This is a genomic window from Pseudomonas sp. MWU12-2029 (genome assembly GCF_023242425.1).
GTDB classification, from domain to species: domain Bacteria; phylum Pseudomonadota; class Gammaproteobacteria; order Pseudomonadales; family Pseudomonadaceae; genus Aquipseudomonas; species Aquipseudomonas kribbensis.
In genome coordinates this window covers 360,111-384,734 of the sequence record NZ_JALJDY010000002.1, presented here as the reverse complement: position 1 = coordinate 384,734, position 24,624 = coordinate 360,111, and the positions used below count along the sequence as shown (strand labels likewise).

Below are 24,624 nucleotides of genomic sequence, written 5' to 3'. Positions count from 1 at the left end.
TCGTGACGATCAGGTTAAAGAGGTTTTAGATGTCCCAGGCTGAAAAAATCGTTATCGCCGACGCCCCGATGCGTTGGCAGGATGTGGTCGCGGTAGCCCGTCACGGCGCGCAGCTCGAGCTGTCGGCCCAGACCTGGGCGCGCATCGAAAATGCCCAGGACATCGTCCAGCGCATCGTCGCCAGCGGCGAGCGCGCCTATGGCGTCAACACCGGGCTGGGCGGTCTGTCCAACGTCTCGCTGCAGGGCGAACAACTCAGCCAGTTGTCGCGCAACACCTTGCTCAGCCACGCCTGCGGTGTCGGCCCGGTACTGGCCGACGAGCAGACCCGCGCCATCATGTGCGCCGCGATCCGCAATTACAGCCACGGCAAATCCGGGATTCATCGCCAAGTAGTCGAAGCACTGCTGGCGTTGCTCAATCGCGGTATCACTCCGCAAGTGCCGTCCCAGGGTTCGGTGGGTTACCTGACCCACATGGCTCACATCGGTATCGCGCTGCTGGGCGTGGGCAATGTCAGCTATCGCGGGCAAGTGATTTCCGCGCAGCAGGCGTTGGCCGAAGAAGGCCTGCAACCGGTGCAACTCGGGGCGAAGGATGGTTTGTGCCTGGTCAACGGTACGCCGTGCATGACCGGTCTCGGTTGCCTGGCGATTGCCGATGCCACGCGTCTGGTGCAATGGGCCGACGTGGTCGGCGCCATGAGTTTCGAAGCACAACGCGGCCAGATCGCCGCGTTCGATGCCGAGATCATCGCGCTCAAGCCGCACCCGGGCATGCAACAGGTCGGCGTCAATCTGCGGGCGCTGCTCGACGGCAGTGAAGTGATCGCGAAGAGCAAAGGCATTCGCACCCAGGATGCGCTGAGCATCCGCTCGATCCCGCAGGTGCACGGCGCCGCCCGCGATCAACTGAAACACGCGATCAAGCAGATCGAAACCGAACTCAACGGCTGCACCGACAACCCGTTGCTGCTGGGCACGCCGGACGCCTTCCGGGTCATGTCCCAGGCCAACCCGCACGGTCAATCGGTGGCACTGGCGGCGGATTTGCTGGCGATCGCAATGGCCGAAATCGGCTCGATTGCCGAGCGGCGTCTGGATCGTCTGATCAACCCGCACGTCAGCGGTCTGCCGGCGTTTCTGGTGGCCAATCCGGGGGTGAACTCCGGGATGATGATCGTGCAATACGTCGCCGCGTCGCTGTGCGCGGAAAACCGCCATTTGGCACAACCGGCGGTGCTCGACAACTACGTCACTTCGGGCCTGCAGGAAGACCACTTGAGCATGGGCACCAACGCCGCGCTGAAGCTGCATCGCGCACTGGAAAACTGCACGCAGATCCTCGCCATCGAGTATCTGCTGGCGGCTCAGGCCTTTGAATTCCTCAAGGAACAACGCTTCGGCGCCGGCACCGATGTGGCGTGGCGACTGCTGCGCGAGAAGGTCCCGGCCTACGATCAGGACCGCTGGCTGGCGCCGGATATCGCCGCTGCCGCGAGCGTGTTGAAAGTCCCGGATCTGCTGCACCACGTACTGCCGAATTTGCACTGACAATTACCCATACCAGCGTGCCAAGGCGCGGATCGTCCAAAAGACGAGAAGCGACGGATAACGGAATGCTCCGGAGCGACTGGTAGTTAATAACAATGCCTCAAAAGGAGCATTTAAATGACTGCGCTGAACCTGATTCCCGGCCAACTGAGCCTGGCCCAACTGCGTGATGTCTATCAGCAACCGGTCAAGCTGACCCTCGACAACAGCGCCAGCGCACAGATCGAAGCCAGCGTCGCCTGCGTCGAGCAGATCCTCGCCGAGAACCGCACCGCCTACGGCATCAACACCGGTTTCGGCCTGCTGGCCTCGACCCGCATCGCCAGCGAAGACCTGGAAAACCTCCAGCGTTCGCTGGTGCTGTCCCACGCCGCCGGCGTCGGCCAGCCGATCAGCGATGAGCTGGTGCGCCTGATCATGGTGCTCAAGGTCAACAGCCTCAGTCGTGGTTTCTCCGGTATCCGTCGCGTGGTGATCGACGCGCTGATCGCCCTGATCAACGCCGAGGTTTATCCGCACATTCCATTGAAAGGTTCGGTCGGTGCGTCCGGCGATCTGGCACCGTTGGCGCACATGTCGCTGGTGCTGCTGGGCGAGGGCAAGGCGCGCTACAAGGGGGAGTGGATGGAAGCGACCGAGGCGCTGAAGGTCGCCGGTCTGACCCCGCTGACTTTGGCGGCGAAGGAAGGTCTGGCGCTGCTCAACGGCACTCAGGTGTCCACCGCATTCGCGTTGCGCGGTCTGTTCGAAGGTGAAGACCTTTTCGCCGGCGCGCTGGCGCTGGGTGGTCTTACAGTTGAAGCGGTATTGGGCTCGCGTTCGCCGTTCGACGCACGCATCCACGCCGCCCGTGGCCAGAAAGGCCAGATCGACACCGCCGCCGCTTACCGCGATCTGCTGGGCGAGCGCAGTGAAGTCTCCGATTCGCATCAGAACTGCGAGAAGGTCCAGGACCCGTACTCGCTGCGCTGCCAGCCGCAAGTCATGGGCGCGTGCCTGACCCAGTTCCGTCAGGCCGCCGAAGTGCTGGTCATCGAGGCCAACGCCGTGTCCGACAACCCGCTGGTGTTTGCGGCTGAAGGCGACGTGATTTCCGGCGGCAACTTCCACGCCGAACCCGTCGCTATGGCTGCCGACAACATGGCGCTGGCCATCGCTGAAATCGGTTCCCTGAGCGAACGTCGTATCTCGCTGATGATGGACAAACACATGTCGCAACTGCCGCCGTTCCTGGTGGCCAACGGCGGTGTGAACTCCGGCTTCATGATCGCTCAGGTGACTGCGGCGGCACTGGCCAGCGAGAACAAGGCACTGGCTCACCCGCACTCGGTGGACAGCCTGCCGACCTCCGCCAACCAGGAAGACCACGTGTCGATGGCCCCGGCTGCCGGCAAGCGCCTGTGGGAAATGGCCGAGAACACGCGCGGCATTCTGGCGGTGGAATGGCTGGCGGCGGTGCAGGGGCTGGACCTGCGCAACGGCCTGAAGACCTCGACCAAACTGGAAAAGGCCCGGGGAATCCTGCGTCGCGAAGTGCCGTTCTACGAGAAGGACCGTTTCTTTGCGCCGGACATCAATGCCGCGAGCGAACTGCTGGCTTCGCGCATCTTGACTGAGCTGGTTCCGGCGAAGTTGCTGCCGAGCCTGTGATGCACTCATCGCCAGCAGGCTGGCTCCCACAAGAGCACCGCGCAACCTGTGGGAGCCAGCCTGCTGGCGATTCGATTTTGAATACTGTGGAGACTAAGGGATGAAAACCCTCTGGCAACACTGCCACGTCGCAACCATGGCGCAAGGCGTCTACTCGATCATCGAGGATGCGGCCATCGTGACGTCCGGTGCACACATCGAGTGGATCGGCCCGCGCACTCAATTGCCGTCCGGCGAATACCCGGCGGTCAACGATCTGCAAGGCGCGTGGGTCACCCCCGGCCTGATCGACTGCCACACTCACACCGTGTTCGGCGGTAACCGCAGCGGTGAGTTCGAGAAACGCCTGCAAGGCGTCAGCTACGCCGAGATCGCCGCAGCCGGCGGCGGCATCGCCAGCACCGTGCGCGCTACCCGCGAAGCGTCGGAAGACGAACTGTTCGCCAGCGCCGCCAAACGCCTGAAAAGCCTGATGCGTGACGGCGTGACCACGGTTGAAATGAAATCCGGCTACGGCCTCGACCTGGCCAGCGAACGCAAGATCCTGCGGGTCATCCGTCGCCTCGCCGCCGAGCTGCCGATCAGCGTCCGTAGCACCTGCCTCGCCGCCCACGCGATGCCGCCGGAATACAAGGATCGCGCTGACGATTACATCGATCACATCTGCGCCGAGATGCTGCCCGCACTGGCCGCCGAAGGGTTGGTGGATGCGGTGGATGCGTTCTGTGAATACCTGGCGTTTTCTCCCGAGCAGGTCGAGCGGGTGTTCATCACCGCGCAAAAACTGGGTCTGCCGGTGAAGCTGCACGCCGAGCAATTGTCGTCGCTGCACGGCTCCAGCCTCGCGGCGCGCTATCACGCATTGTCCGCCGACCATCTGGAATTCATGGATGAAGACGACGCCATTGCCATGGCCAAGTCCGACACCGTCGCGGTGCTGTTGCCGGGCGCGTTCTACTTCCTGCGTGAAACCCAGTTGCCGCCAATGGAAGCCCTGCGCAAGCACAAGGTGAAAATCGCCATCGCCAGCGACCTCAACCCCGGCACTTCGCCGGCGCTGTCGTTGCGCCTGATGCTGAACATGGCCTGCACCTGTTTCCGCATGACCCCGGAAGAAGCCCTGGCCGGCGCCACGATTCATGCAGCGCAAGCCTTGGGAATGGCTGATACCCACGGTTCGCTGGAAGTCGGCAAGGTCGCGGATTTTGTCGCCTGGCAGATCGACCGGCCGGCGGACCTCGCTTACTGGCTGGGCGGTGAACTGGACAAACGCGTCGTGCGTCACGGCGTTGAATCAAGTCTGTAGGAGAGCGGTTGTGGATAAGGTTCTGAACTTCAAACAAGGTCGCGTGCCGCTGCTGATCAGCATGCCCCACGCGGGCGTGCGCCTGACCCCGGCGGTCGAGGCCGGATTGATCCCGGACGCGAAAAGCCTGCCGGACACCGACTGGCATATACCGCAGCTCTACGATTTCGCCGCAGAACTGGGCGCCAGCACCCTGGCGGCCGAGTATTCGCGGTTCGTCATCGACCTGAACCGGCCATCCGACGACAAGCCGTTGTATGCCGGCGCCACCACCGGGCTGTACCCGGCGACGCTGTTCGATGGCATTCCGTTGTTCAAGGAAGGCAAGGAGCCGTCGAAAGAAGAACGCGCGACGTACCTGGAGCAGATCTGGACGCCGTACCACCGCACCCTGCAGGAAGAGCTGGCGCGGCTGAAGGCCGAATTCGGTTACGCACTGTTGTTCGATGCGCACTCGATCCGTTCGATCATCCCGCACCTGTTCGACGGCAAGCTGCCGGACTTCAACCTCGGCACCTTCAACGGTGCCAGTTGCGATCCTCAACTGGCCACGCAACTGGAAGCGATCTGCGCCCGTCACGGCGATTACAGCCATGTGCTGAACGGACGCTTCAAAGGCGGCCACATCACCCGTCACTACGGCAACCCGGCCGAGAACATCCACGCCGTGCAACTGGAGCTGGGCCAGTGCACCTACATGGAAGAGTTCGAACCGTTCCGCTACCGCGCCGATCTGGCGGAGCCGACGCGGGTGGTGCTCAAGGAGTTGCTGCAAGGGCTGCTCGCGTGGGGCGCAAAGCACTACAACTGAGTCTGTTTTGGAGAGCGCCTGTCGCCACCGTGCAAATCCCGGTCGCCACAGGTCGCTTTTCCGTCTCGCCTGCTGCGTAATGTTTCGGCCACGGTGCAAGAAGACACCGATCCGAACAATAAACCGCTGCCGCACGAGACGATCCCACATGAAAAAACTGTTCACTCGTTGTGCGTTAATCCTCACCGGCAGTGCGCTGCTCAGCGCCGGCGCCATGGCTTCCGACGATGCATCCTGCAAAACCGTGCGCATGGGCGTGGTCAACTGGACCGACGTGATCGCCACCAGCGGCATGGCCGACGTGCTGCTCAACGGCCTCGGCTACGAAAGCAAACAGACCAGCGCCGTGCAGCAAATCATCTTTGCCGGCATTCGCGACAAGCGCCTCGATATCTTCCTCGGCTACTGGAAACCGGCGATGGACAAGAACATCGCGCCGTTCCTGGCTGCCAATCAGGTCAAGGTGATGGACAAGCCAAGTCTGGCCGATGCCCAGGCAACCCTGGCAGTGCCGGACTACGTTGCGGCGGCGGGGCTGAAGACCTTCGGCGATATCGCAAAATTCAAGGATCAGCTCGGCGGCAAGATCTACGGCATCGAGCCCGGCAGTGGCGCCAACACCACGATCAAGACCATGATCGAAACCAACCATTTTGGCCTGAAGGATTTCAAGATCATCGAGTCCGGTGAGGCCGGCATGCTCGCCGCCGTGCAGCGCGCGGTGAATCGCAAGGAGTTCGTGGTGTTCGTTGGCTGGACGCCGCATCCGATGAACATCAACATGAAAATCACCTACCTGACCGGCAGCGAAGACGTCTACGGCCCGAACGAAGGCGCCGCCACCGTTTCCACGGTCACCTCGCCGGACTACGCCGAGCGTTGCCCGAACGTCCATCGACTGCTGGAAAACCTGACTTTCACCGCCGCTCAGGAAAGCCAGTTGATGGTGCCGATCATGGAGCGCAAGACACCTCAGGAAGTGGCGAAGACCTGGCTGCGTGAGCATCCCGAAGATCTGCAGCGCTGGCTGGCGGGTGTCAGCAGTTTCGACGGCAAGGACGGCGTGGCCACGGTTCAGGCCAGCCTGAAAAACTGATGAGCACTTATCCACTTTCACCGGCGATGGCGGCGTTTGTCGCCAGAACCGAAAGCTTCGCCAGCGATGACAGCAGCTTCGCCGGATTGCGCCGTGGCTATGACGAGATGTGCCGGGCGTTCACTCCGACGCGCCCGGCAGGACTTGAGGTAGAGGACTTTCGGTTGGGCGCGGTGCCGGTTCGCGCCTATCGCCCACCTGCGGCGTCACCATCCTGCGTGGTGTACCTGCACGGTGGCGGCTGGGTGGTCGGCGGGCTCGATTCCCACGACTTCATCTGCTGCGAACTGGCCATGGCGCTGGGGGCGATGGTGCTGGCGGTGGATTATCGGCTGGCACCGGAGCATCCGTTTCCCGCCGGGTTTGACGATTGCCTGAGTGTCTGGCGTGCCCTGCGCAGTGGGTCGTTCGGCTTCGACCCCGAGCGGATGTTGGTGGCCGGCGACAGTGCCGGAGGCAATCTCGCCGCTGCGTTGTGCCTGGCCCTGCGCGATGCAGGCGAGCCGATGCCCAAAGCCCAAGTGCTGATCTATCCCGGACTGGGTGGCGGCGAGCATCTGCCGTCACGCAGCGAGTGCGCCGATGCGCCGTTACTCTCCAGCAGCGATGTGGATTGCTACCACGCGCTGTACCTGCGCGGCACGCCACAACCGAATGCCCGGGCCATGCCGTTGCTCGCCGATGACTTCAGCGGATTGCCCCCGGCCTGGATCGGCGTGGCGCAGTTCGATCCGTTGCGCGACGACGGTGTGCGCTACGTCGAACGACTGTCCGCCGCCGGGGGCGAAGCCACGCTGTATTACGGCGAAGGGCTGGTGCACGGCTGCCTGCGGGCGCGACATCAGGTCGCCGAAGTCGATCGCCTCTACGAAAACCTGCTGGGGTTCATGGCTGACAAAATGTGACAGCGTGCGGGCATGCTCATTGACGTAAATCGGGTTTATGATGCCGGACGGCAGAATAATAGAAGTCCCCCCAGGGATGACCTCGACCCCTTACGGAGCGCGCAATGCAGACTTTGTTTCCGCAGATCAAACCTCACGCACGGCACGATCTGGCCGTCGACGACACCCATACGCTGTACGTCGACGAAAGCGGTTCACCGGAAGGTTTGCCGGTGGTGTTCATCCATGGTGGCCCGGGCGCCGGGTGCGATGCCCAGAGCCGTCGCTACTTCGATCCGAACCTGTATCGCATCGTCACCTTCGACCAGCGTGGCTGCGGACGCTCCACCCCCCACGCCAGTCTGGAAAACAACACCACCTGGGATCTGGTCGAAGACCTCGAGCGTATCCGCAAACACCTGGGCATCGAAAAATGGGTGCTGTTCGGCGGTTCCTGGGGTTCGACTCTGGCGCTGGCTTACGCGCAGACCCACCCGGAGCGTGTGCATGGTCTGATCCTGCGTGGGATCTTTCTCTGCCGTCCGCAGGAAATCGAATGGTTCTACCAGGCCGGTGCCAGCCGTCTGTTCCCCGATTACTGGCAGGACTACCTCGCGCCGATCCCGCTGGACGAGCGCGACGACCTGCTTAGCGCCTTCCACAAACGCCTGACCGGCAACGACCAGATCGCCCAGATGCATGCCGCCAAAGCGTGGTCGACCTGGGAAGGGCGCACCGCGACCCTGCGCCCGAACCCGCTGGTGGTCGACCGTTTCTCCGAGCCGCAGCGCGCCTTGTCGATTGCGCGGATCGAATGCCACTACTTCACCAACAACGCCTTCCTCGAACCGAACCAGCTGATTCGCGACATGGGCAAGATCGCTCATTTGCCGGGCGTGATTATCCATGGCCGTTACGACGTGATCTGCCCGCTCGACAATGCGTGGGAGCTGCATCAGGCCTGGCCGAACAGCGAGCTGCAGGTGATCCGCGATGCCGGTCACGCTGCGTCCGAACCGGGCATCACCGATGCACTGGTGCGCGCCGCCAGCAAAATGGCCCGGCGCCTGCTCGACCTGCCGCCCGAAGAAGCATGAAGGGGCTTTTGCAGCGCGTGAAAGGCGCGCGGGTCGAAGTGGCGGGGGAGGTGGTCGGCAGCGTCGATCAGGGTTTGCTGGTGCTGGTGGCGGTCGAACCCGACGACACGCAGGCCAGCGCCGACAAACTTCTGCATAAGCTGCTTAACTATCGAGTATTCAGTGACGCCGAGGGCAAGATGAATCTGTCTTTGGCGGATGTGGGCGGCGGGCTGCTGCTGGTCTCTCAGTTCACCCTGGCTGCCGACACCAAAAGCGGGCTGCGTCCGAGTTTCTCGACCGCCGCCCCTCCGGCGCTGGGCGAGGAATTGTTCGACTATCTATTAAGCAAAGCGAAACAGATGCATGGCACTGTGGCATCAGGTAGATTCGGCGCGGATATGCAGGTGCACCTGGTCAACGATGGCCCGGTAACCTTCCTGTTACAGACATGAAAGCGCTTGAAACAAGTTTTTAAGGGCTTTTCGACTGAAAACAGGGAATTTTCGCGATAAATACTTTGTTACCCCTGATGCGTTGTCACGCGGGCTACTAGATAATCGCGCGCTACGGGGATCAGCGTTCGTTGGTCCATTTTGACTTAGGTAGAGACTTGTCCGGATCCGATTGGGGAATCATTTCGACCCAGCGGAGTCGGAACAATGCTCGCCAACTTGGCAAGGGTGCCCTGCAAGGCCGGTATTTTTGTACCGAAAACCTCACAGGCACTTCATCTGGCCGTTGGTTTATTGATCTGTTTTCGGCGAGGGTTGCTCGTGATTGTTAGTCCCTGTAATGCAGCAAAATTGTCTGCCAAACGCTTGCGCAGCGCTCTGGTAGCGGGCTCGGCAGTACTCTGCCTGCTCAGCGCCGGCCAGCTCTGGGCATTCAATCTTGACGATGTGTCGGCCAAGGCCAAAGAGCTGGCCGGGCAAAAATTCGAAGCCCCGCGCAGCAACCTGCCGAACGAATTCCGTGACATGAAGTTCGCGGACTATCAGAAGATTCGTTTCCGCACCGAAAAAGCCGAATGGGCCGACCAGAAGAACCCGTTCAAGCTGTCCTTCTATCATCAGGGCATGCACTTCGATACGCCGGTGAAAATCAACGAAATCACCGCGAACACCGTCGAAGAGATCAAATACGATCCAAGCCGTTTCGATTTCGGCGATCTGCAGTTCGATCCTAAGGCCACAGAACAACTGGGCTATGCCGGTTTCCGTGTGCTGTACCCGATCAACAAGGCTGACAAGCAAGACGAAATCATGACCATGCTGGGCGCGAGCTACTTCCGCGTCGTCGGCAAGGGTCACACCTACGGTCTGTCGGCCCGTGGCCTGGCGATCGATACCGCTCTGCCGTCCGGCGAAGAATTCCCGCGTTTTCGCGAGTTCTGGATTCAGCAGCCGAAGCCGGGCGACAAGCACCTGGTGATCTTCGCCCTGCTGGACTCGCCGCGCGCGACCGGCGCCTACCGCCTGATCCTGCGCCCGGGCAGCGACACCATTGTCGACGTCAAAGGTCAGATGTTCCTGCGTGACAAGGTCGGCAAGCTCGGCATCGCGCCGCTGACCAGCATGTTCCTGTTCGGCGCCAACCAGCCGTCGAAAGTGCTCAACTACCGTCGCGAACTGCACGACTCCAGCGGTCTGTCGATCCATGCCGGCAACGGCGAGTGGATCTGGCGTCCTCTGAACAACCCTAAACATCTGGCCGTGAGCCAGTTCAGCGTCGAAAACCCGCGTGGTTTCGGTCTGCTGCAGCGTGGCCGTGACTTCAGCCACTACGAAGACCTCGACGACCGCTACGACAAGCGTCCAAGCGCCTGGATCGAGCCGAAGGGCGACTGGGGCAAAGGTACCGTCGATCTGGTCGAGATCCCGACCGCCGACGAAACCAACGACAACATCGTTGCGTTCTGGAACCCGGAAAAACTGCCGGAGCCAGGCCAGCCGCTGGACTTCGCCTACCGCATGCACTGGACCATGGACGAAGCGGCGATTCACGCGCCGGACAGCGCCTGGGTCAAGCAGACCCTGCGTTCGACTGGTGACGTCAAGCAATCGAACCTGATCCGTCAGCCGGATGGCAGCGTTGCCTATCTGGTCGATTTCGAAGGCCCGTCCCTGGCGGCTCTGGCCCCGGATGCGGACGTTCGCAGCCAGGTCAGCGTCGGCGACAACGCCGAACTGGTCGAGAACAGCGTGCGCTACAACCCTGAAACCAAGGGCTGGCGCCTGACCCTGCGGATGAAGATCAAGGACGCGAGCAAGTCGACCGAGATGCGTGCCGCACTGGTGCAGAACATCGTTCCGGCCGATCTGGCCAAGACCTCGCTGCCGGCTTCCAACTCCTCGGTTGCCAAGGCCGACAAGATCGCCGCCAAGCAACAGGAAAAAGCCGACAAGGAAGCCAAGGCCGCCGAAGCCAAACAGGCCGACGCCAAGCCAGCGGCAGATGCCAAGGACAAGGCCAACAAAGACGCCAAGCAGCCAGCGGCTGCGGACGCGGCCCCAGCCACACCGGAACCGGCCTCGACTGAAGAAGTCCTGACCGAGACCTGGAGCTATCAGTTGCCTGCCGATGAGTAACTCTCAAGTACAGCCAGAGACTCTGTCCGAGTATCTGGCGCATCTGCCGATGACCGACGAGCAGCGCGCGGAACTCGCGGGCTGCCAGTCCTTCAGCGAATTGCATCAACGCCTGTCGTCCTCGACGTTCGACGCGCCGACCGAAGCCGCCCAGGCTTCGGTGGGCAAGCGCCTGACCCTGAGCACTGCCGAAGAGCTGGAAGACGCGGAAATGCTGGTGCTCGACGCCAGCGGCCGGGTCAGCCTCAAGGCCACGCCGCCGATCCGTCGGACCAAGGTCGTGCCGGAGCCGTGGCGCACCAACATCCTGGTGCGTGGCTGGCGTCGCCTGACCGGCCGGACCAACCCGCCGCAGCCGCCGAAAGACCAGAACGTGCTGCCGGCTGCCCGCTGGCGCACCGTCGGTTCGATCCGTCGCTACATCCTGCTGATCCTGATGCTCGGCCAGACCATCGTCGCCGGCTGGTACATGAAAGGCATCATGCCGTACCAGGGCTGGTCGTTCGTCGATCTGGAAGAAGTCCTGCATCAACCGCTGCTGCAAACCGCCACGCAAGTGCTGCCGTATGCGCTGCAGACCAGCATCCTGATCATGTTCGGGATTCTGTTCTGCTGGGTGTCGGCCGGTTTCTGGACCGCGCTGATGGGCTTCCTCGAGTTGCTCACCGGTCACGATAAATACCGGATCTCCGGTAAAAGTGCCGGCAACGAGCCGATTCCGAAAGATGCTCGCACCGCGCTGGTGATGCCGATCTGCAACGAAGACGTGCCTCGGGTGTTCGCTGGTCTGCGTGCGACCTTCGAGTCGGTTGCGGCCACCGGTGACCTGGATCGCTTCGACTTCTTCGTGCTCAGCGACAGTAACGACACCGATATCTGTGTTGCCGAACAGCAGGCCTGGCTGGATGTCTGCCGTGAAGCCAAGGGCTTCGGCAAGATCTTCTATCGCCGCCGTCGCCGTCGCGTCAAACGCAAGAGCGGCAACCTCGACGACTTCTGCCGTCGCTGGGGCGGTGACTACAAGTACATGGTCGTGCTCGACGCCGACTCGGTGATGAGCGGCGAGTGCCTGACCAGTCTGGTGCGCCTGATGGAGGCTACGCCGGACGCCGGTATCATCCAGACCGCGCCGCGCGCTTCGGGCATGGACACGCTGTATGCACGCATGCAGCAGTTCGCCACTCGCGTTTACGGTCCGCTGTTCACCGCCGGCCTGCACTTCTGGCAGCTGGGTGAATCCCACTACTGGGGTCACAACGCGATCATCCGCATGAAGCCGTTCATCGACCACTGCGCCCTGGCGCCGTTGCCGGGCAAAGGTGCCTTCTCCGGTGCGATTCTCTCTCACGACTTCGTCGAAGCCGCGCTGATGCGCCGTGCCGGCTGGGGCGTGTGGATTGCCTACGACCTGCCGGGCAGCTACGAAGAACTGCCGCCGAACCTGCTCGACGAGCTCAAGCGTGACCGTCGCTGGTGCCACGGCAACCTGATGAACTTCCGCCTGTTCCTGGTAAAAGGCATGCACCCGGTGCACCGCGCGGTGTTCCTGACCGGCGTGATGTCTTACCTGTCGGCGCCGTTGTGGTTCTTCTTCCTAGTGCTGTCCACCGCACTGCTGGCGGTGAACACGCTGATGGAACCGCAGTATTTCATGGAGCCACGCCAGCTCTATCCGTTGTGGCCGCAATGGCATCCGGATAAAGCGGTTGCGCTGTTCTCGACGACCATCGTGCTGCTGTTCCTGCCGAAACTGTTGAGCATCATCCTGATCTGGGCCAAGGGCGCGAAAGAGTTCGGCGGCAAGTTCAAGGTGACCCTGTCGATGCTGCTGGAGATGCTGTTCTCCATGCTGCTGGCGCCGGTGCGGATGATTTTCCACACCCGTTTCGTTCTGGCCGCGTTCCTCGGCTGGGCCGCGACCTGGAACTCGCCGCAGCGTGACGACGACTCCACGCCATGGAGCGAGGCGGTCAAGCGCCACGGTCCGCAGACCCTGCTGGGCTTCTTCTGGGCGCTGCTGGTGATCTGGCTGAACCCGAGCTTCCTGTGGTGGCTGGTGCCGATCGTCGGTTCGCTGATGCTGTCGATTCCGGTGTCGGTGATTTCCAGCCGTGTGGGCCTGGGCCTCAAATCCCGTGACGAGAGCCTGTTCCTCATTCCCGAGGAATACAATCCGCCACAGGCACTGCTGGCCACCGATCAGTACACCCACGAAAACCGCTGGCATGCGCTGAACGACGGCTTTGTCCGTGCCGTGGTCGATCCGCAGCAGAACGCCCTGGCGTGCTCGCTGGCGACCTCGCGTCACGGTCAGGCCGAGCCGATCGAGTGGCTGCGTCAGGAACGTGTGCGTCACGCGATCAAGGTCGGCCCGGCCGGGCTGAACAACCATGATCGCCTGCAGCTGCTGAGCGATCCGGTGGCCCTGGCCCGTCTGCACGAGCAGGTGTGGGCCGAAGGTCACGCTGAGTGGCTGGACGCGTGGCGGGCCTCGGTGAAAGCCGATCCCCATGCGCCGCTGTTGCCGCTCAAGCCTGTGAGCTTGCAGGCGCAACCGGCCTGATGAAGAACCCCGCGAAAGCGGGGTTTTTTTTGCCTGCCGAATGCTGGCATCGGTCAGCCACTCATGAAAAAACCTTGTGCAAACGGACGAGTGCGTTAGCATCCGTCCCCGAATTGGCGCACCCGGACACTTTTGTCCATCTCTGTCGGTTTTCGCGCCGCAAACGCAATGGTTTTGGGGACTTGAAGATGAAGAAGTATCTGTCGATGCTGCTGGTCGGCGTCACGGCACTGGTTGCAGTCAATGCGGCGCAGGCCGGCGCAATCGATGACGCGGTCAAGCGCGGCACCTTGAAAGTCGGCATGGACCCGACCTACATGCCGTTCGAGATGACTAACAAGCGCGGCGAGATCATCGGTTTCGAAGTCGACATCCTCAAAGCCATGTCCAAGGCCATGGGCGTCAAGCTGGAGCTGGTTTCGACCGGTTACGACGGTATCATCCCGGCGCTGATGACCGACAAGTTCGACATGATCGGCAGCGGCATGACCCTGACCCAGGAACGCAACCTGCGCCTGAACTTCAGCGAACCGTTCATTGTGGTCGGCCAGACCCTGCTGATCCGCAAGGAGCTGGAAGGCACCATCAAGTCCTATAAAGACCTGAACACCGCCGACTACCGCATCACCTCCAAACTCGGCACCACCGGCGAAATGGTCGCCAAGAAGCTGATCGCCAAGGCCAAGTACCACGGCTACGACAACGAGCAGGAAGCCGTGCTCGACGTGGTCAACGGCAAGGCTGACGCCTTCATCTACGACGCGCCGTACAACGTGGTCGCGGTGAACAAGGTCGGCGCCGGCAAGCTGGTGTTCCTCGACAAGCCGTTCACCTACGAGCCGCTGGCCTTCGGTCTGAAGAAGGGTGATTACGACAGCATCAACTTCATCAACAACTTCCTGCACCAGATCCACGAAGACGGCACCTACGATCGCATCCATGACAAGTGGTTCAAGAGCACCGAGTGGCTCAAGGACATGGAATAAGCGCTGGTCAGACTGACCGCGTCGCGCCCATCGCCAGCAGGCTGGCCCCACATTGGAATGCGTTTCCCTGTGGGAGCGGGTCTGCTCGCGATAGCGGCCTCCCCGGCGACACAACTTTCGGATTTCGCTAAACCCATGAAACAGAAAAAAGCCCAATGGCCCTGGCACGTCCTGACCGTGCTGGTGCTGGTCGGCCTGGCTGGCGCGCTGTATTACGCCACGTCGCTGATGTCCTACGAATGGCGCTGGAACCGCGTGCCGCAGTACTTCGCCTATCAGGCCGAGGAAACCCAGCGTGCGACTGACATCTCCACCGTCAGCGAACTGGTGCGCAAGGGCGGCAGCGCGCAGGTCACCCTGCGCAACGATGCCGGTGACGAGCAGCACCTGACCGTCGACGAAAACAGCCTGCAATTCGCCCAGGGCGACGATGTGGCCGAAGGTGACGTCGTGGGCGTAACCCGACATTGGGCGGCGGGTCCGCTGCTGTGGGGCCTGTGGACGACGCTTTGGCTGTCGGTGGTGTCCGGCGTGCTGGGGCTGCTGATCGGTCTGGCGACCGGGCTGTGCCGCTTGTCGAGCAACCCGACCCTGCGCGACCTGTCGACGATCTATGTCGAACTGGTACGCGGCACGCCGCTGCTGGTGCAGATCTTCATTTTCTACTTCTTCATCGGCACGGTGATGAACCTGTCCCGGGAGTTCGCCGGGATCGCCGCACTGTCGCTGTTTACCGGCGCCTATGTGGCGGAAATCATCCGTTCCGGCGTGCAGTCGATTGCCCGTGGGCAGAACGAAGCAGCGCGTTCGTTGGGTCTGAGCGCTGGTCAGTCGATGCGTCATGTGGTGCTGCCGCAAGCGTTCAAACGCGTGCTGCCGCCGCTGGCCGGGCAGTTCATCAGTCTGGTGAAAGACACCTCGCTGGTGTCGGTGATTGCGATTACCGAGCTGCTGAAAAGCGGCCGTGAAGTCATCACCACCTCGTTTTCGCCGTTCGAAATCCTGTTCTGCGTGGCCGGCCTGTACCTGTTGATCAACCTGCCGCTGTCGAAAATCGCCAGCCGGCTTGAGCGGAGGCTCGCGCAAAGTGATTGAAGTCCGCGATCTGGTAAAAGTCTTCGACACCCGTGGCCAGGTAGTCCGCGCCGTGGATCACGTCAGCACCCACGTGGCCAAGGGCGAAGTGCTGGTGGTGCTCGGTCCGTCCGGTTCCGGCAAGTCGACCTTCCTGCGCTGCCTCAATGGCCTGGAAGAGTTCGATTCCGGCTCGGTGAGCATCGACGGCCTGCAACTCGCCGACCCGAAAACCGACGTCAACGCCTACCGCCGCGAAGTCGGCATGGTGTTCCAGCACTTCAACTTGTTCCCGCACATGACCGTGCTGGAAAACCTGTGCCTGGCGCAGAAAGTCGTGCGCAAGCGCGGCCAGAAGGAAAGCGAGGCCAAGGCCCTGGCGTTGCTGGAGAAGGTTGGAATTGCACAGAAGGCCCGCGAATACCCTTCGCGCCTGTCCGGTGGTCAGCAGCAGCGCGTGGCAATTGCCCGGGCGCTGGCGATGGATCCGAAGGTCATGCTGTTCGATGAGCCGACCTCGGCCCTTGACCCGGAAATGGTCGGTGAAGTGCTGGACGTGATGAAGAACCTGGCTGTGGAAGGCATGACCATGGTCTGCGTGACCCACGAAATGGGCTTTGCCCGGGAAGTGGCGGATCGGGTGCTGTTCTTCGATCACGGCAAACTGCTGGAAGATGCTTCGCCGACGGAGTTCTTCGACGCGCCGAAGGATCCGCGAGCCCAGGCGTTTCTGCGGCAAGTCCTCTAAACGCAGGACAAAAAAAATCGCAGCCAATGGCTGCGATTTTTTTGTTTGCGCGGTTTAAACCTTGAACCGCCCCACCAGCGTTTGCAGGTGAGTGCCCAGGCGCGCCAGTTCGACGCTGGACGCCGCCGTCTCTTCGCTCGCTGCCGACGTCTGATCCGACACATCCCGCACGTTCAGCACGCTGCGGTTGATCTCTTCGGCCACGGCGCTCTGCTGTTCGGCCGCCGCGGCGATCTGCTGGTTCATCGCCTGAATCGCCGAAACGGTGCGGGTGATGCTTTCCAGCGAACCACCGGCACGGCGGGTCAGCTCGACGCTGCTGTCGGTCAGGGTGCGGCTGTTGTCCATGATCGTCGCCACTTGCTGGGTGCCGTTCTGCAGGCCGACGATCAGCTCTTCGATCTCTTCGGTGGACTTCTGGGTGCGCTGGGCGAGGCTGCGCACTTCATCGGCGACCACCGCAAAACCGCGTCCGGCCTCGCCGGCACGGGCCGCTTCGATGGCGGCGTTGAGGGCCAGCAGGTTGGTTTGCTGGGCCACGGACTTGATCACGTCGAGGACGCTGCCGATCTTGTCGCTTTCACGCTTGAGCTCGCCCATGGCCTCGGTGGAGTGGCCGACTTCAGTGGCCAGACGTTCGATCTGGGCTATGGCTTCACCGACGACCTTGTCGCCTTCACGGGCCTGCTGGTCAGCGGCGACGGCGGCTTCCGAAGCTTCCTCGGCGTTGCGCGCAACTTCCTGCACGGTGGCAGCCATTTCGTTCATGGCGGTGGCGACCTGATCGGTCTCGACTTTCTGATTGTTTACGCCGGCACTGGTCTGTTCGGTCACGGCGGACAGTTCTTCGGCGGCGCTGGCGATCTGGGTGACGCCGTCGCTGATCCCGCCGATCAGTTCGCGCAGGCCTTGGGTCATGCTCTGCATCGAACGCTGCAACTGGCCGAGTTCGTCGCGGCGCTGGGAGATCAGGTTGTGGGTCAGGTCGCCGGAGGCTACGCGTTCGGCGACTTTCAGGGTCTGGTTCAGCGGAATGATGATCTGCCGGGTGATCGCCCAGGCGGCCAGCAGGCCGAAAGCCACGGCCAGCAAGGTGGCGATCAGCAGCTGATTCTTGGCGCTGGCGGCGTCGGTGTCGCGAACGACGGTCTGGGATTCGGTGAGCTGCTTGCTGACATCGAGCAGGATGTCGCCCTGCACCGACATGCGGGCCAGAGCCTTGGCGCTGGCCACCTGGGAGTCGCGGAACTGGCTGACGGCAGCGCGATACGCCTTGAGCGAATCGGTGGCCTGTTGCAGGTTGGCGATGTGTTGCTCAGGCAGCTTGGCCGGCAGGGTCTCGAGGTTTTTCAGGGCGTTGTCGATGGCGTCGAGGGCCGGTTGCTCGGCTTCGGTCTTGCCGCTGTAGGTGTAGCCACGGACCTGGAAGCGCGCCTGCTGGATCAGCTTGCTCAGGTCGATCACCGCGTTGAACTGGGCAACGCTGTCGCCCTGAAGCATGGATTTTTCGACTTCGGCGACCTTGGCCACGGCGTTGTCGGCGGTGGCGCCCAGTTTGCTGCGGGCATCTTCGCGGTTGGCGCCGGCCTGCACCATGTCGGCGAAGGCTCGTTTGTACTCGGCGACGGCCGCCAGTTGCTGATCGACTTTCGTGGCGTCCGACGGTTGCTCGATCAGGCTACGGGCGGTTTGCAATCCGCTGTCGAGTTTGCCGAGCAGGTCATTGACTGTGCCTGGGCCTTGTTCGCCACGGCGCATTTCGTAGTCCAGACGCGCCAGACGCAGGTCCTTGGTCAGCTCGTTGAGGCTGGAGATGAAACCGAGTTTGTCACCGCGGCTGATGATGCCGCTCATGCCGGTCCAGCCGGTGAAGGTGATCAACAGCGTCAGCAGCAGCACCAGGCCGAAACCGATGCCCAGCTTGCGTTTGACGCTGACGTTTCCAAGATTCTCGGCTAACCAACGGTACATGCGACGACTCCCCTCGGACCACTAATTGGACTTATGGAGACTGTATCGGCTGGATGATGGCAATCTGTAACGCGATTTGTCCGGCGCCGAATGGCGCCGGCAGGTTCAGAACAGGCGGGCGAGCAGGGCGGTGACGGCGGTTTCGACCCGCAGGATGCGATCGCCCAGTTGCACCGGTTGCAGGCCGGATTTGCCCAGCAGGTCGATTTCGTAGGGAATCCAGCCACCTTCCGGGCCGATGGCCAGGGTCACCGGCTCACTCAGGGCGCGGGGGCAGGGCGGGAAGTTGCCCGGATGGCCGACCAGGCCGAGGGTGCCGTCGGTGATGGCCGGCAGGCGATCTTCGACGAACGGCTTGAAGCGCTTCTCGATGATGATTTCCGGCAGCACGGTATCGCGGGCCTGTTCGAGGCCGAGGATCAGATTCTCGCGAATCGCTTCCGGTTCCAGGAACGGCGTCTGCCAGAAGCTTTTCTCGACGCGATAGCTGTTGACCAGAATCACCTTCGACACACCCATGGTCGCTACGGTCTGGAACACCCGACGCAGCATCTTCGGGCGAGGCAGGGCGAGTACCAGGGTCAGCGGCAGTTTGGCCGGCGGTGGCTGATCGAGGGTGACCCGCAGTTCGGCTTCGCCCGCTTCCAGGCGCAGCAGCTCGGCGGAGCCCATCAAGCCGTTGATACGCCCGACCCGCAGGCTGTCGCCGACTTCCGAGCGATGGACTTCCTGCATGTGAGTCAGGCGTCGGTCGCGCAGCACGACGCGGTCGGCCGCAATGAAATCGGCCTCTTCGAGCAACAGCAGGTTCATGGCTGGGTCGCTGGCGGCTGGTCGTTGTGGTCGTCGACGGTTTCGTCCGGGCGCTCGCGCTTGCTGACCAGGCTGCCGAACAGAATGCCGACTTCAAACAGCATCCACATCGGTACGGCCAGCAGGGTCTGGGAGAAGATGTCCGGCGGGGTCAGGATCATGCCGACCACGAAGCAGCCGATGATCACGTACGGGCGGATCTTCTTCAGGTATTTGACGTCGACCACGCCGATCCACACCAGCAGCACCACGGCCACCGGGATTTCGAACGCCACGCCAAAGGCGAAGAACAGCGTCATGACGAAATCGAGGTAGCTGGTGATGTCGGTCATCATTTCCACGCCGGCGGGGGTGGCCGAGGCGAAGAACTTGAAAATCAGCGGGAACACGAAGAAGTAGGCGAAGGCCATGCCGGTGTAGAACAGCAGGATGCTGGAAATCAGCAGCGGCACCGCGACACGCTTCTCGTGCTTGTACAGGCCCGGCGCGATGAAGCCCCAGATCTGGTGCAGGATCACCGGGATCGCGAGGAACAGCGAGACCATCATCGTCAGCTTCAGTGGCGTCAGGAACGGCGACGACACGTCGGTGGCGATCATCGTCGCGCCGGCCGGCAGGTACTGGCGCAGCGGCGTCGAGACGAAGGTGTAGATCTGCTGGGTGAAGGCGAACAGCCCGGCGAAGATGATGAAGATCGCCGCGACGCAACGCAGCAGGCGGGTGCGCAACTCGGTGAGGTGCGATACCAGCGGCATGTGCTGGTCGTTTTCGGGGAGATCGCTCATGGGGCTCGCGGCGGCAATGTTGGGTCGTGAGGGGCCGGCGCAACAGGCGCAGCCGCAGGTGCAACGGGTTCGACAGGCTTCATGATCGGCGTAGCTTCAACGGCGGTGGCAGAGACGTGTTCGACGCTCGCCGGCTGCTCCGAAGCGGGAGCCGCAGGCGTCTGCTCTGCCGCCGGCTGCACGGGCGTCGGCTCCTGCTGAACCGGTGGCGTGAAGATCTTCCGCGCCTCCTGTTCCAGCGACAGGATGTGTTCGTTGTGCAGTTGCCGACGGATTTCGTCGGCACCGATTTCACGTTCAACTTCCTGTTTGATCGCGTTGAAGCTGCGCTTCAGCCGCCCGACCCACAGGCCGGCGGTGCGCGCGGCACCCGGCAAACGCTCGGGGCCCAGCACCAGCAGGGCAACGAGGCCGACGAGCAGCAGTTCAGAGAAGCTGATACCAAACATTAGTCAGTGCTCACACGTCTTTGCGGATCGGCTCTTCGACTTTCTGCGCCTGCACGTCGATGGTGTGCGGCGGGTTGGCCTGAGCGGTGGCTTGCGGCTGCACCGGTGGTACCGGCTGCGCAGGCGTGACGGTCGGATCGGCCGGTTTTTCGTCGTCGTTCATGGCTTTACGGAAGCCCTTGATCGACTCGCCGACGTCGGTGCCGAGGTTTTTCAGTTTCTTGGTGCCGAACACCAGCACCACGACAACCAGAATGACGATCCAGTGTTTCCAGTCAAAAATGCCCATGTTGCTGTTCCTCTCTAAAAGTTGTTCAGGCGGACGGACGCGAGGCTTTCTCGACGTGTCCGGACAGGCCGAAGCGACGATCCAGTTCGTCGAGTACAGCCTGCGGATGCTGCCCCAGCTGGGCGAGCATGACCATGCTGTGGAACCACAGGTCGGCGGTCTCGTAGATCACGTCGCTGCAGTCACCGCTGACGGCGGCGTCCTTGGCGGCAATGATCGTTTCGACCGACTCTTCGCCGACCTTCTCCAGAATCTTGTTCAGGCCCTTGTGATACAGACTAGCTACATATGAGCTGTCGGCAGCAGCGCCCTTGCGCTCTTCAAGCACCTGAGCGAGGCGGGTCAGGGTGTCACTCATGTTTGTGTCCTGCGGAATAGATAGCGTGCGGGTCTTTCAGGACCGGGTCGACCGTTTTCCAGTCGCCGTTTTCGAAGACGCGGTAGAAGCAGCTCTGACGGCCGGTATGGCAAGCGATGTCGCCAATCTGTTCAACCATCAGGATGATCACGTCGGCGTCGCAGTCCAGACGCATTTCATGCAGGGTCTGCACATGGCCGGACTCTTCGCCCTTGCGCCACAGCTTGCCACGGGAACGTGACCAGTAGATGGCACGGTTTTCGGATGCGGTCAGCTCCAGGGCTTCGCGGTTCATCCAGGCCATCATCAGCACGCGTCCGGTCTTGTGATCCTGGGCAATCGCCGGCACCAGGCCATCGGCGTCCCACTTGATCTCGTCCAGCCAGTTTTTCATCTTCGACTCCGACAGCGAACCCACACTTCAATAGTCGGGTTCAGGCGTTGAAACAGTGTGCCAGCCGATCACGCAACTGGCTATCGGCGAACGACCAGATACAAGCCGACTGCCACCATGATCCCGGCAGGCCAATGCCCCAGTTCATTCAGCGGGCCACCGGCGGCGAGGATCGTGCCGCCCGCCAGATGGGCGCTGCCGAGCAGGCGCAGGAACCAGTCGTCCTTGCGCTTTTTCCACGGCGGTGGCGGGTCGTTGGCGTGGGGTTGGGACATGCGCTCGAGCAGGTCGCGGGCCATGTTGGCCAGGTGCGGCAGCTGTTCGAACTGGCTCTGCACGTTGCCGATCAAGGCTTTCGGGCTGACGCGTTCGCGCATCCAGCGTTCGAGGAACGGCTGCGCGGTATTCCACAGATCCAGGTCCGGGTACAACTGACGACCCAGGCCTTCGATGTTCAGCAGGGTCTTTTGCAGCAGTACCAGTTGCGGCTGCACTTCCATGTTGAAGCGGCGCGCAGTCTGGAACAGGCGCATCAGCACCTGGCCAAATGAAATATCTTTTAACGGTTTTTCGAAGATCGGTTCGCACACGGTACGGATCGCTGCTTCGAATTCGTTGAGTTTGGTTTCCGCCGGCACCCAGCCCGAATCGATGTGCAACTGCGCCACGCGGCGGTAGTCGCGTTTGAAGAAGGCGAACAGGTTGCGCGCCAGATAATCCTGGTCTTCCGGGGTCAGGCTGCCGACGATGCCGCAGTCGATCGCAATGTACTGCGGGCTCCACGGATTGACGGTGCTGACGAAGATATTGCCCGGGTGCATGTCGGCATGGAAGAAACTGTCGCGGAACACCTGGGTGAAGAAAATTTCCACACCGCGCTCGGCAAGCATTTTCATGTCGGTGCGCTGGTCGGCGAGGGTCGCCAGATCCGTTACCTGAATCCCGTAGATGCGCTCCATCACCAGCACTTTCGGCCGGCACCAGTCCCAATAGACCTGCGGCACGTAGAGCAGCGGCGAGCCTTCGAAGTTGCGCTTCAACTGGCTGGCGTTGGCCGCCTCGCGCAGCAAATCGAGTTCGTCGTAGATGGTTTTTTCGTAGTCGCTGACCACGTCCACCGGGTGCAGCAGGCGGGCGTCGGCGGAAACCTTCTCGGCGGCGCGGGCGAGGATGAACAGCCACGCCAGATCCTGGGCGATCACCGGTTTCAGGCCCGGGCGGATCACCTTGACCACCACTTCTTCGCCGGTCTTGAGTTGCGCGGCGTGTACCTGCGCCACCGAGGCCGAGGCCAGTGGCTCGACGTCGAAGCGGCTGAACACTTCGCTGATCTTTTTGCCCAGCTGTTCTTCGATCAGCTTGACCGACAACTGCGAATCGAACGGCGGCACGCGGTCCTGCAACAGCATTAGCTCATCGGCGATGTCTTCCGGCAGCAGGTCGCGGCGGGTCGAGAGGATCTGCCCGAACTTGATGAAGATCGGCCCCAGGTCCTGCAAGGCCAGGCGCAGGCGTGCGCCACGGCTCAGGTCCAGCGGCTTGCGCGGGAACCAGCGCCACGGCAGGACATAGCGCAGCGCCAGCAGGAACCACGGCAAAGGCAGATCGAACAGCAGATCATCGAGGCGGTAGCGGATCACGACGCGCTGGATGCGCAACAGACGGCGGACGGCGAGCAGCTTCATGCGTTATCGCTTGGGTCGAGGGATCGGGAAAGGCGCTCGAAGCGCGCCTCGAGACGTTCCAGATCGAGTTTGATCCGGTCCAGTTCGCTGAAGCGGGCTTCGGCTTCGCGCTGCCCGACGAGGGTGCGCGATTCTTCGGCCAGGTATTCGGCGAGGTTCTGGTTGAGGCTGGCAAATCCTTGTTGATACCAGCGGGCGCGGCTGCGCAGGTGACCGCCGACCAGTTGCGTGGCGACCGGGCCGAGCCAGCGCGAGAGTTCGTACTCCCAGTCCAGCTCGAGGTCCTGCAGCACACCCGCCAGTTCCAGCAGCACGCCGCTGTCGCCGTCGAGTTCGACTTCCGGTGCGTGCAGCACCGCGGTCTTGTCCTTGCTCAGGGCCAGTTTCACCAGGCTCGAAGCAGGGGCGCGCAGGGTGCAGTCGACGCCGGTTTCCCAACGGGACGCCAGCACCAAACCTTCATCGCTCGGCAGGATGAACAGTTGCAGCGCCGGGCTGCGGCAATCCACGGCAATCACTTTGCCGGTCAGATGCGCCAGTCGCGGCAGCGCGGTGCTGTCGAGACGCAGCACGCGGTTCAGGCCGAGTTCGACGCTGGCCAGCAGCCCGGTCAGCAGCATCAGGGCTTGATGCCGCGGTGCAGGGCAACGATGCCTGCGGTCATGTTGTGATAGGTCACGCGGTCGAAACCGGCGTCGACCATCATCGACTTCAGGGTTTCCTGATTCGGGTGCATGCGGATCGATTCGGCCAGATAGCGATAGCTTTCCGAGTCGTTGGTGATCAGCTTGCCCATCAGCGGCATGAAGGCGAACGAGTAGGCGTCGTAGGCCTTGGACATCAGCGCGTTGGTCGGCTTGGAGAATTCCAGCACCAGCAGACGGCCGCCGGGCTTGAGTACGCGCAGCATGGAGCGCAGGGCGTCTTCCTTGTGCGTCACGTTGCGCAGGCCGAAGGCGATGGTCACGCAGTCGAAATGGTTGTCCGGGAACGGCAGTTTTTCTGCGTCGGCCTGGACGAACTCGACGTTGCCCGATACGCCGACATCCAGCAGGCGGTCACGACCGACCTTGAGCATGGATTCGTTGATGTCCGCGAGAACCACCTGACCGGTCGGGCCGACCAGGTGCGAGAACTTTTTGGTCAGGTCGCCGGTGCCGCCGGCGATGTCCAGCACGCGGTTGCCGGCGCGCACGCCCGACAGCTCGATCGCGAAGCGCTTCCACAGGCGGTGCATGCCGCCCGACAGAAGGTCGTTCATCAGGTCGTACTTGGCGGCCACGGAGTGGAACACCTCAGCGACTTTTTCCGCTTTCTGGCTTTCCGGAACGTTTTTGAAGCCGAAGTGAGTGGTGGGTTCGGCATCGCTGCCTTTGCGCTGATCAGTCATATCGCTGTCACCAAAAGAGAATGCGCGACATTCTAATCCCCAAGCCATGCTTTGTCTTGGAATGGCTAAAGGTAAGATGGGCAACCTTCGGGACGATTTGCCGCAGTGGCGGTCAAGATTCGTTGCAGGCATTCATAGCCCCATTCAAAAAG

At 62.2% G+C, this 24,624-nt stretch carries 23 protein-coding genes and 1 pseudogene; 13 read left to right on the top strand and 11 right to left on the bottom strand.

The features are described from left to right. Positions 1-29 precede the first annotated feature (29 nt). The 13 genes from hutH (M5B44_RS06625) (at position 30) to M5B44_RS06565 (ending at position 16,338) form a co-directional block, all read left to right on the top strand. A complete protein-coding gene (gene hutH / locus M5B44_RS06625; protein ID WP_248738612.1) occupies positions 30-1,553 on the top strand; it encodes a histidine ammonia-lyase in 1,524 nt (507 codons plus the stop codon). A gap of 117 nt (positions 1,554-1,670) precedes the next feature. Continuing rightward, positions 1,671-3,203 carry a histidine ammonia-lyase gene (gene hutH, locus M5B44_RS06620; protein ID WP_248738611.1) on the top strand — a complete coding sequence of 511 codons (1,533 nt, stop codon included), beginning with the start codon at positions 1,671-1,673 and terminating at the stop codon, positions 3,201-3,203. 100 nt (positions 3,204-3,303) lie between these two features. Further along, a complete protein-coding gene (hutI, locus tag M5B44_RS06615) occupies positions 3,304-4,509 on the top strand; it encodes an imidazolonepropionase (protein ID WP_248738610.1) in 1,206 nt (401 codons plus the stop codon). Positions 4,510-4,519: 10 nt separating this feature from the next. Further along, positions 4,520-5,320: an N-formylglutamate deformylase gene (gene hutG, locus M5B44_RS06610; protein WP_134825198.1), complete on the top strand. Its 801-nt coding sequence runs from the start codon at positions 4,520-4,522 to the stop codon at positions 5,318-5,320. A gap of 148 nt (positions 5,321-5,468) precedes the next feature. After that, on the top strand, positions 5,469-6,416 hold the full coding sequence (locus tag M5B44_RS06605) for a choline ABC transporter substrate-binding protein (protein WP_248738609.1): 948 nt from the start codon (positions 5,469-5,471) through the stop codon (positions 6,414-6,416). Continuing rightward, positions 6,416-7,321: an alpha/beta hydrolase gene (locus M5B44_RS06600; protein ID WP_248738608.1), complete on the top strand. Its 906-nt coding sequence runs from the start codon at positions 6,416-6,418 to the stop codon at positions 7,319-7,321. The genes M5B44_RS06605 and M5B44_RS06600 overlap by 1 nt, the downstream gene beginning before the upstream one ends. A 104-nt stretch (positions 7,322-7,425) precedes the next feature. Then, positions 7,426-8,397, top strand: a complete 972-nt coding sequence (pip, locus tag M5B44_RS06595) for a prolyl aminopeptidase (RefSeq protein ID WP_114881117.1) — start codon at positions 7,426-7,428, stop codon at positions 8,395-8,397. Beyond that, the gene (gene dtd, locus M5B44_RS06590; protein WP_065260939.1) at positions 8,394-8,831 is read left to right on the top strand and encodes a D-aminoacyl-tRNA deacylase; all 438 of its coding nucleotides are present in this window, start codon (positions 8,394-8,396) and stop codon (positions 8,829-8,831) included. Before pip ends, dtd begins: the two co-directional genes overlap by 4 nt. A 321-nt stretch (positions 8,832-9,152) precedes the next feature. Continuing rightward, on the top strand, positions 9,153-10,967 hold the full coding sequence (locus tag M5B44_RS06585; RefSeq protein ID WP_085711291.1) for a glucan biosynthesis protein G: 1,815 nt from the start codon (positions 9,153-9,155) through the stop codon (positions 10,965-10,967). Beyond that, entirely contained in the window at positions 10,960-13,530 is a 2,571-nt protein-coding gene (mdoH, locus tag M5B44_RS06580) for a glucans biosynthesis glucosyltransferase MdoH (RefSeq protein WP_248738607.1), read from the top strand. The genes M5B44_RS06585 and mdoH overlap by 8 nt, the downstream gene beginning before the upstream one ends. 188 nt (positions 13,531-13,718) lie before the next feature. After that, positions 13,719-14,516, top strand: a complete 798-nt coding sequence (locus tag M5B44_RS06575) for a transporter substrate-binding domain-containing protein (RefSeq protein WP_085711037.1) — start codon at positions 13,719-13,721, stop codon at positions 14,514-14,516. Positions 14,517-14,651: 135 nt separating this feature from the next. Beyond that, positions 14,652-15,611 carry an amino acid ABC transporter permease gene (locus tag M5B44_RS06570; RefSeq protein WP_007952431.1) on the top strand — a complete coding sequence of 320 codons (960 nt, stop codon included), beginning with the start codon at positions 14,652-14,654 and terminating at the stop codon, positions 15,609-15,611. Next, a complete protein-coding gene (locus tag M5B44_RS06565; protein ID WP_085711038.1) occupies positions 15,604-16,338 on the top strand; it encodes an amino acid ABC transporter ATP-binding protein in 735 nt (244 codons plus the stop codon). The genes M5B44_RS06570 and M5B44_RS06565 overlap by 8 nt, the downstream gene beginning before the upstream one ends. A 54-nt stretch (positions 16,339-16,392) precedes the next feature. Here M5B44_RS06565 and M5B44_RS28975 read toward each other — a convergent pair whose 3' ends face one another. The 11 genes and pseudogenes from M5B44_RS28975 to ubiE all read right to left on the bottom strand — a co-directional run bounded on the left by M5B44_RS28975 (position 16,393) and on the right by ubiE (position 24,472). Then, positions 16,393-17,106: a methyl-accepting chemotaxis protein gene (locus M5B44_RS28975; protein WP_371320914.1), complete on the bottom strand. Its 714-nt coding sequence runs from the start codon at positions 17,104-17,106 to the stop codon at positions 16,393-16,395. Between the two features lie 141 nt (positions 17,107-17,247). Further along, a pseudogene (locus M5B44_RS28970) lies at positions 17,248-18,192 on the bottom strand (methyl-accepting chemotaxis protein); the annotation flags it as partial. A 222-nt stretch (positions 18,193-18,414) separates the two neighbouring features. After that, positions 18,415-19,122, bottom strand: a complete 708-nt coding sequence (locus tag M5B44_RS06555) for a 16S rRNA (uracil(1498)-N(3))-methyltransferase (RefSeq protein WP_085711040.1) — start codon at positions 19,120-19,122, stop codon at positions 18,415-18,417. Next, a complete protein-coding gene (gene tatC / locus M5B44_RS06550; RefSeq protein ID WP_065261773.1) occupies positions 19,119-19,907 on the bottom strand; it encodes a twin-arginine translocase subunit TatC in 789 nt (262 codons plus the stop codon). Before tatC ends, M5B44_RS06555 begins: the two co-directional genes overlap by 4 nt. Beyond that, complete coding sequence (gene tatB, locus M5B44_RS06545) at positions 19,904-20,356, bottom strand: Sec-independent protein translocase protein TatB (protein WP_248738605.1); 453 nt, start codon at positions 20,354-20,356, stop codon at positions 19,904-19,906. The genes tatC and tatB overlap by 4 nt, the downstream gene beginning before the upstream one ends. A gap of 10 nt (positions 20,357-20,366) precedes the next feature. Continuing rightward, positions 20,367-20,645, bottom strand: a complete 279-nt coding sequence (locus tag M5B44_RS06540) for a twin-arginine translocase TatA/TatE family subunit (protein ID WP_007952423.1) — start codon at positions 20,643-20,645, stop codon at positions 20,367-20,369. 25 nt (positions 20,646-20,670) lie between these two features. After that, on the bottom strand, positions 20,671-21,003 hold the full coding sequence (locus M5B44_RS06535) for a phosphoribosyl-ATP diphosphatase (RefSeq protein WP_007952422.1): 333 nt from the start codon (positions 21,001-21,003) through the stop codon (positions 20,671-20,673). Next, on the bottom strand, positions 20,996-21,397 hold the full coding sequence (gene hisI, locus M5B44_RS06530) for a phosphoribosyl-AMP cyclohydrolase (protein WP_025110285.1): 402 nt from the start codon (positions 21,395-21,397) through the stop codon (positions 20,996-20,998). The genes M5B44_RS06535 and hisI overlap by 8 nt, the downstream gene beginning before the upstream one ends. 80 nt (positions 21,398-21,477) lie before the next feature. Beyond that, on the bottom strand, positions 21,478-23,082 hold the full coding sequence (gene ubiB / locus M5B44_RS06525) for a ubiquinone biosynthesis regulatory protein kinase UbiB (protein ID WP_085683997.1): 1,605 nt from the start codon (positions 23,080-23,082) through the stop codon (positions 21,478-21,480). Beyond that, on the bottom strand, positions 23,079-23,702 hold the full coding sequence (locus tag M5B44_RS06520) for an SCP2 domain-containing protein (protein ID WP_248738604.1): 624 nt from the start codon (positions 23,700-23,702) through the stop codon (positions 23,079-23,081). Before M5B44_RS06520 ends, ubiB begins: the two co-directional genes overlap by 4 nt. Beyond that, the gene (gene ubiE / locus M5B44_RS06515) at positions 23,702-24,472 is read right to left on the bottom strand and encodes a bifunctional demethylmenaquinone methyltransferase/2-methoxy-6-polyprenyl-1,4-benzoquinol methylase UbiE (RefSeq protein WP_007952418.1); all 771 of its coding nucleotides are present in this window, start codon (positions 24,470-24,472) and stop codon (positions 23,702-23,704) included. The genes M5B44_RS06520 and ubiE overlap by 1 nt, the downstream gene beginning before the upstream one ends. Between the last annotated feature and the right edge of the window lie 152 nt (positions 24,473-24,624).

What these genes read in the sequence shown, in the direction of transcription:
- hutH (WP_248738612.1), top strand. Translation starts at nt 30, where the DNA reads ATGTCCCAGGCTGAAAAAATCGTTATCGCCGACGCCCCGATGCGTTGG.
- hutH (WP_248738611.1), top strand. Translation starts at nt 1,671, where the DNA reads ATGACTGCGCTGAACCTGATTCCCGGCCAACTGAGCCTGGCCCAACTG.
- hutI (WP_248738610.1), top strand. Translation starts at nt 3,304, where the DNA reads ATGAAAACCCTCTGGCAACACTGCCACGTCGCAACCATGGCGCAAGGC.
- M5B44_RS06605 (WP_248738609.1), top strand. Translation starts at nt 5,469, where the DNA reads ATGAAAAAACTGTTCACTCGTTGTGCGTTAATCCTCACCGGCAGTGCG.
- M5B44_RS06600 (WP_248738608.1), top strand. Translation starts at nt 6,416, where the DNA reads ATGAGCACTTATCCACTTTCACCGGCGATGGCGGCGTTTGTCGCCAGA.
- pip (WP_114881117.1), top strand. Translation starts at nt 7,426, where the DNA reads ATGCAGACTTTGTTTCCGCAGATCAAACCTCACGCACGGCACGATCTG.
- dtd (WP_065260939.1), top strand. Translation starts at nt 8,394, where the DNA reads ATGAAGGGGCTTTTGCAGCGCGTGAAAGGCGCGCGGGTCGAAGTGGCG.
- mdoH (WP_248738607.1), top strand. Translation starts at nt 10,960, where the DNA reads ATGAGTAACTCTCAAGTACAGCCAGAGACTCTGTCCGAGTATCTGGCG.
- M5B44_RS06575 (WP_085711037.1), top strand. Translation starts at nt 13,719, where the DNA reads ATGAAGAAGTATCTGTCGATGCTGCTGGTCGGCGTCACGGCACTGGTT.
- M5B44_RS06570 (WP_007952431.1), top strand. Translation starts at nt 14,652, where the DNA reads ATGAAACAGAAAAAAGCCCAATGGCCCTGGCACGTCCTGACCGTGCTG.
- M5B44_RS28975 (WP_371320914.1), bottom strand. Translation starts at nt 17,106, where the DNA reads ATGAACGAAATGGCTGCCACCGTGCAGGAAGTTGCGCGCAACGCCGAG.
- M5B44_RS06555 (WP_085711040.1), bottom strand. Translation starts at nt 19,122, where the DNA reads ATGAACCTGCTGTTGCTCGAAGAGGCCGATTTCATTGCGGCCGACCGC.
- tatC (WP_065261773.1), bottom strand. Translation starts at nt 19,907, where the DNA reads ATGAGCGATCTCCCCGAAAACGACCAGCACATGCCGCTGGTATCGCAC.
- tatB (WP_248738605.1), bottom strand. Translation starts at nt 20,356, where the DNA reads ATGTTTGGTATCAGCTTCTCTGAACTGCTGCTCGTCGGCCTCGTTGCC.
- M5B44_RS06540 (WP_007952423.1), bottom strand. Translation starts at nt 20,645, where the DNA reads ATGGGCATTTTTGACTGGAAACACTGGATCGTCATTCTGGTTGTCGTG.
- M5B44_RS06535 (WP_007952422.1), bottom strand. Translation starts at nt 21,003, where the DNA reads ATGAGTGACACCCTGACCCGCCTCGCTCAGGTGCTTGAAGAGCGCAAG.
- hisI (WP_025110285.1), bottom strand. Translation starts at nt 21,397, where the DNA reads ATGAAAAACTGGCTGGACGAGATCAAGTGGGACGCCGATGGCCTGGTG.
- ubiB (WP_085683997.1), bottom strand. Translation starts at nt 23,082, where the DNA reads ATGAAGCTGCTCGCCGTCCGCCGTCTGTTGCGCATCCAGCGCGTCGTG.
- M5B44_RS06520 (WP_248738604.1), bottom strand. Translation starts at nt 23,702, where the DNA reads ATGCTGCTGACCGGGCTGCTGGCCAGCGTCGAACTCGGCCTGAACCGC.
- ubiE (WP_007952418.1), bottom strand. Translation starts at nt 24,472, where the DNA reads ATGACTGATCAGCGCAAAGGCAGCGATGCCGAACCCACCACTCACTTC.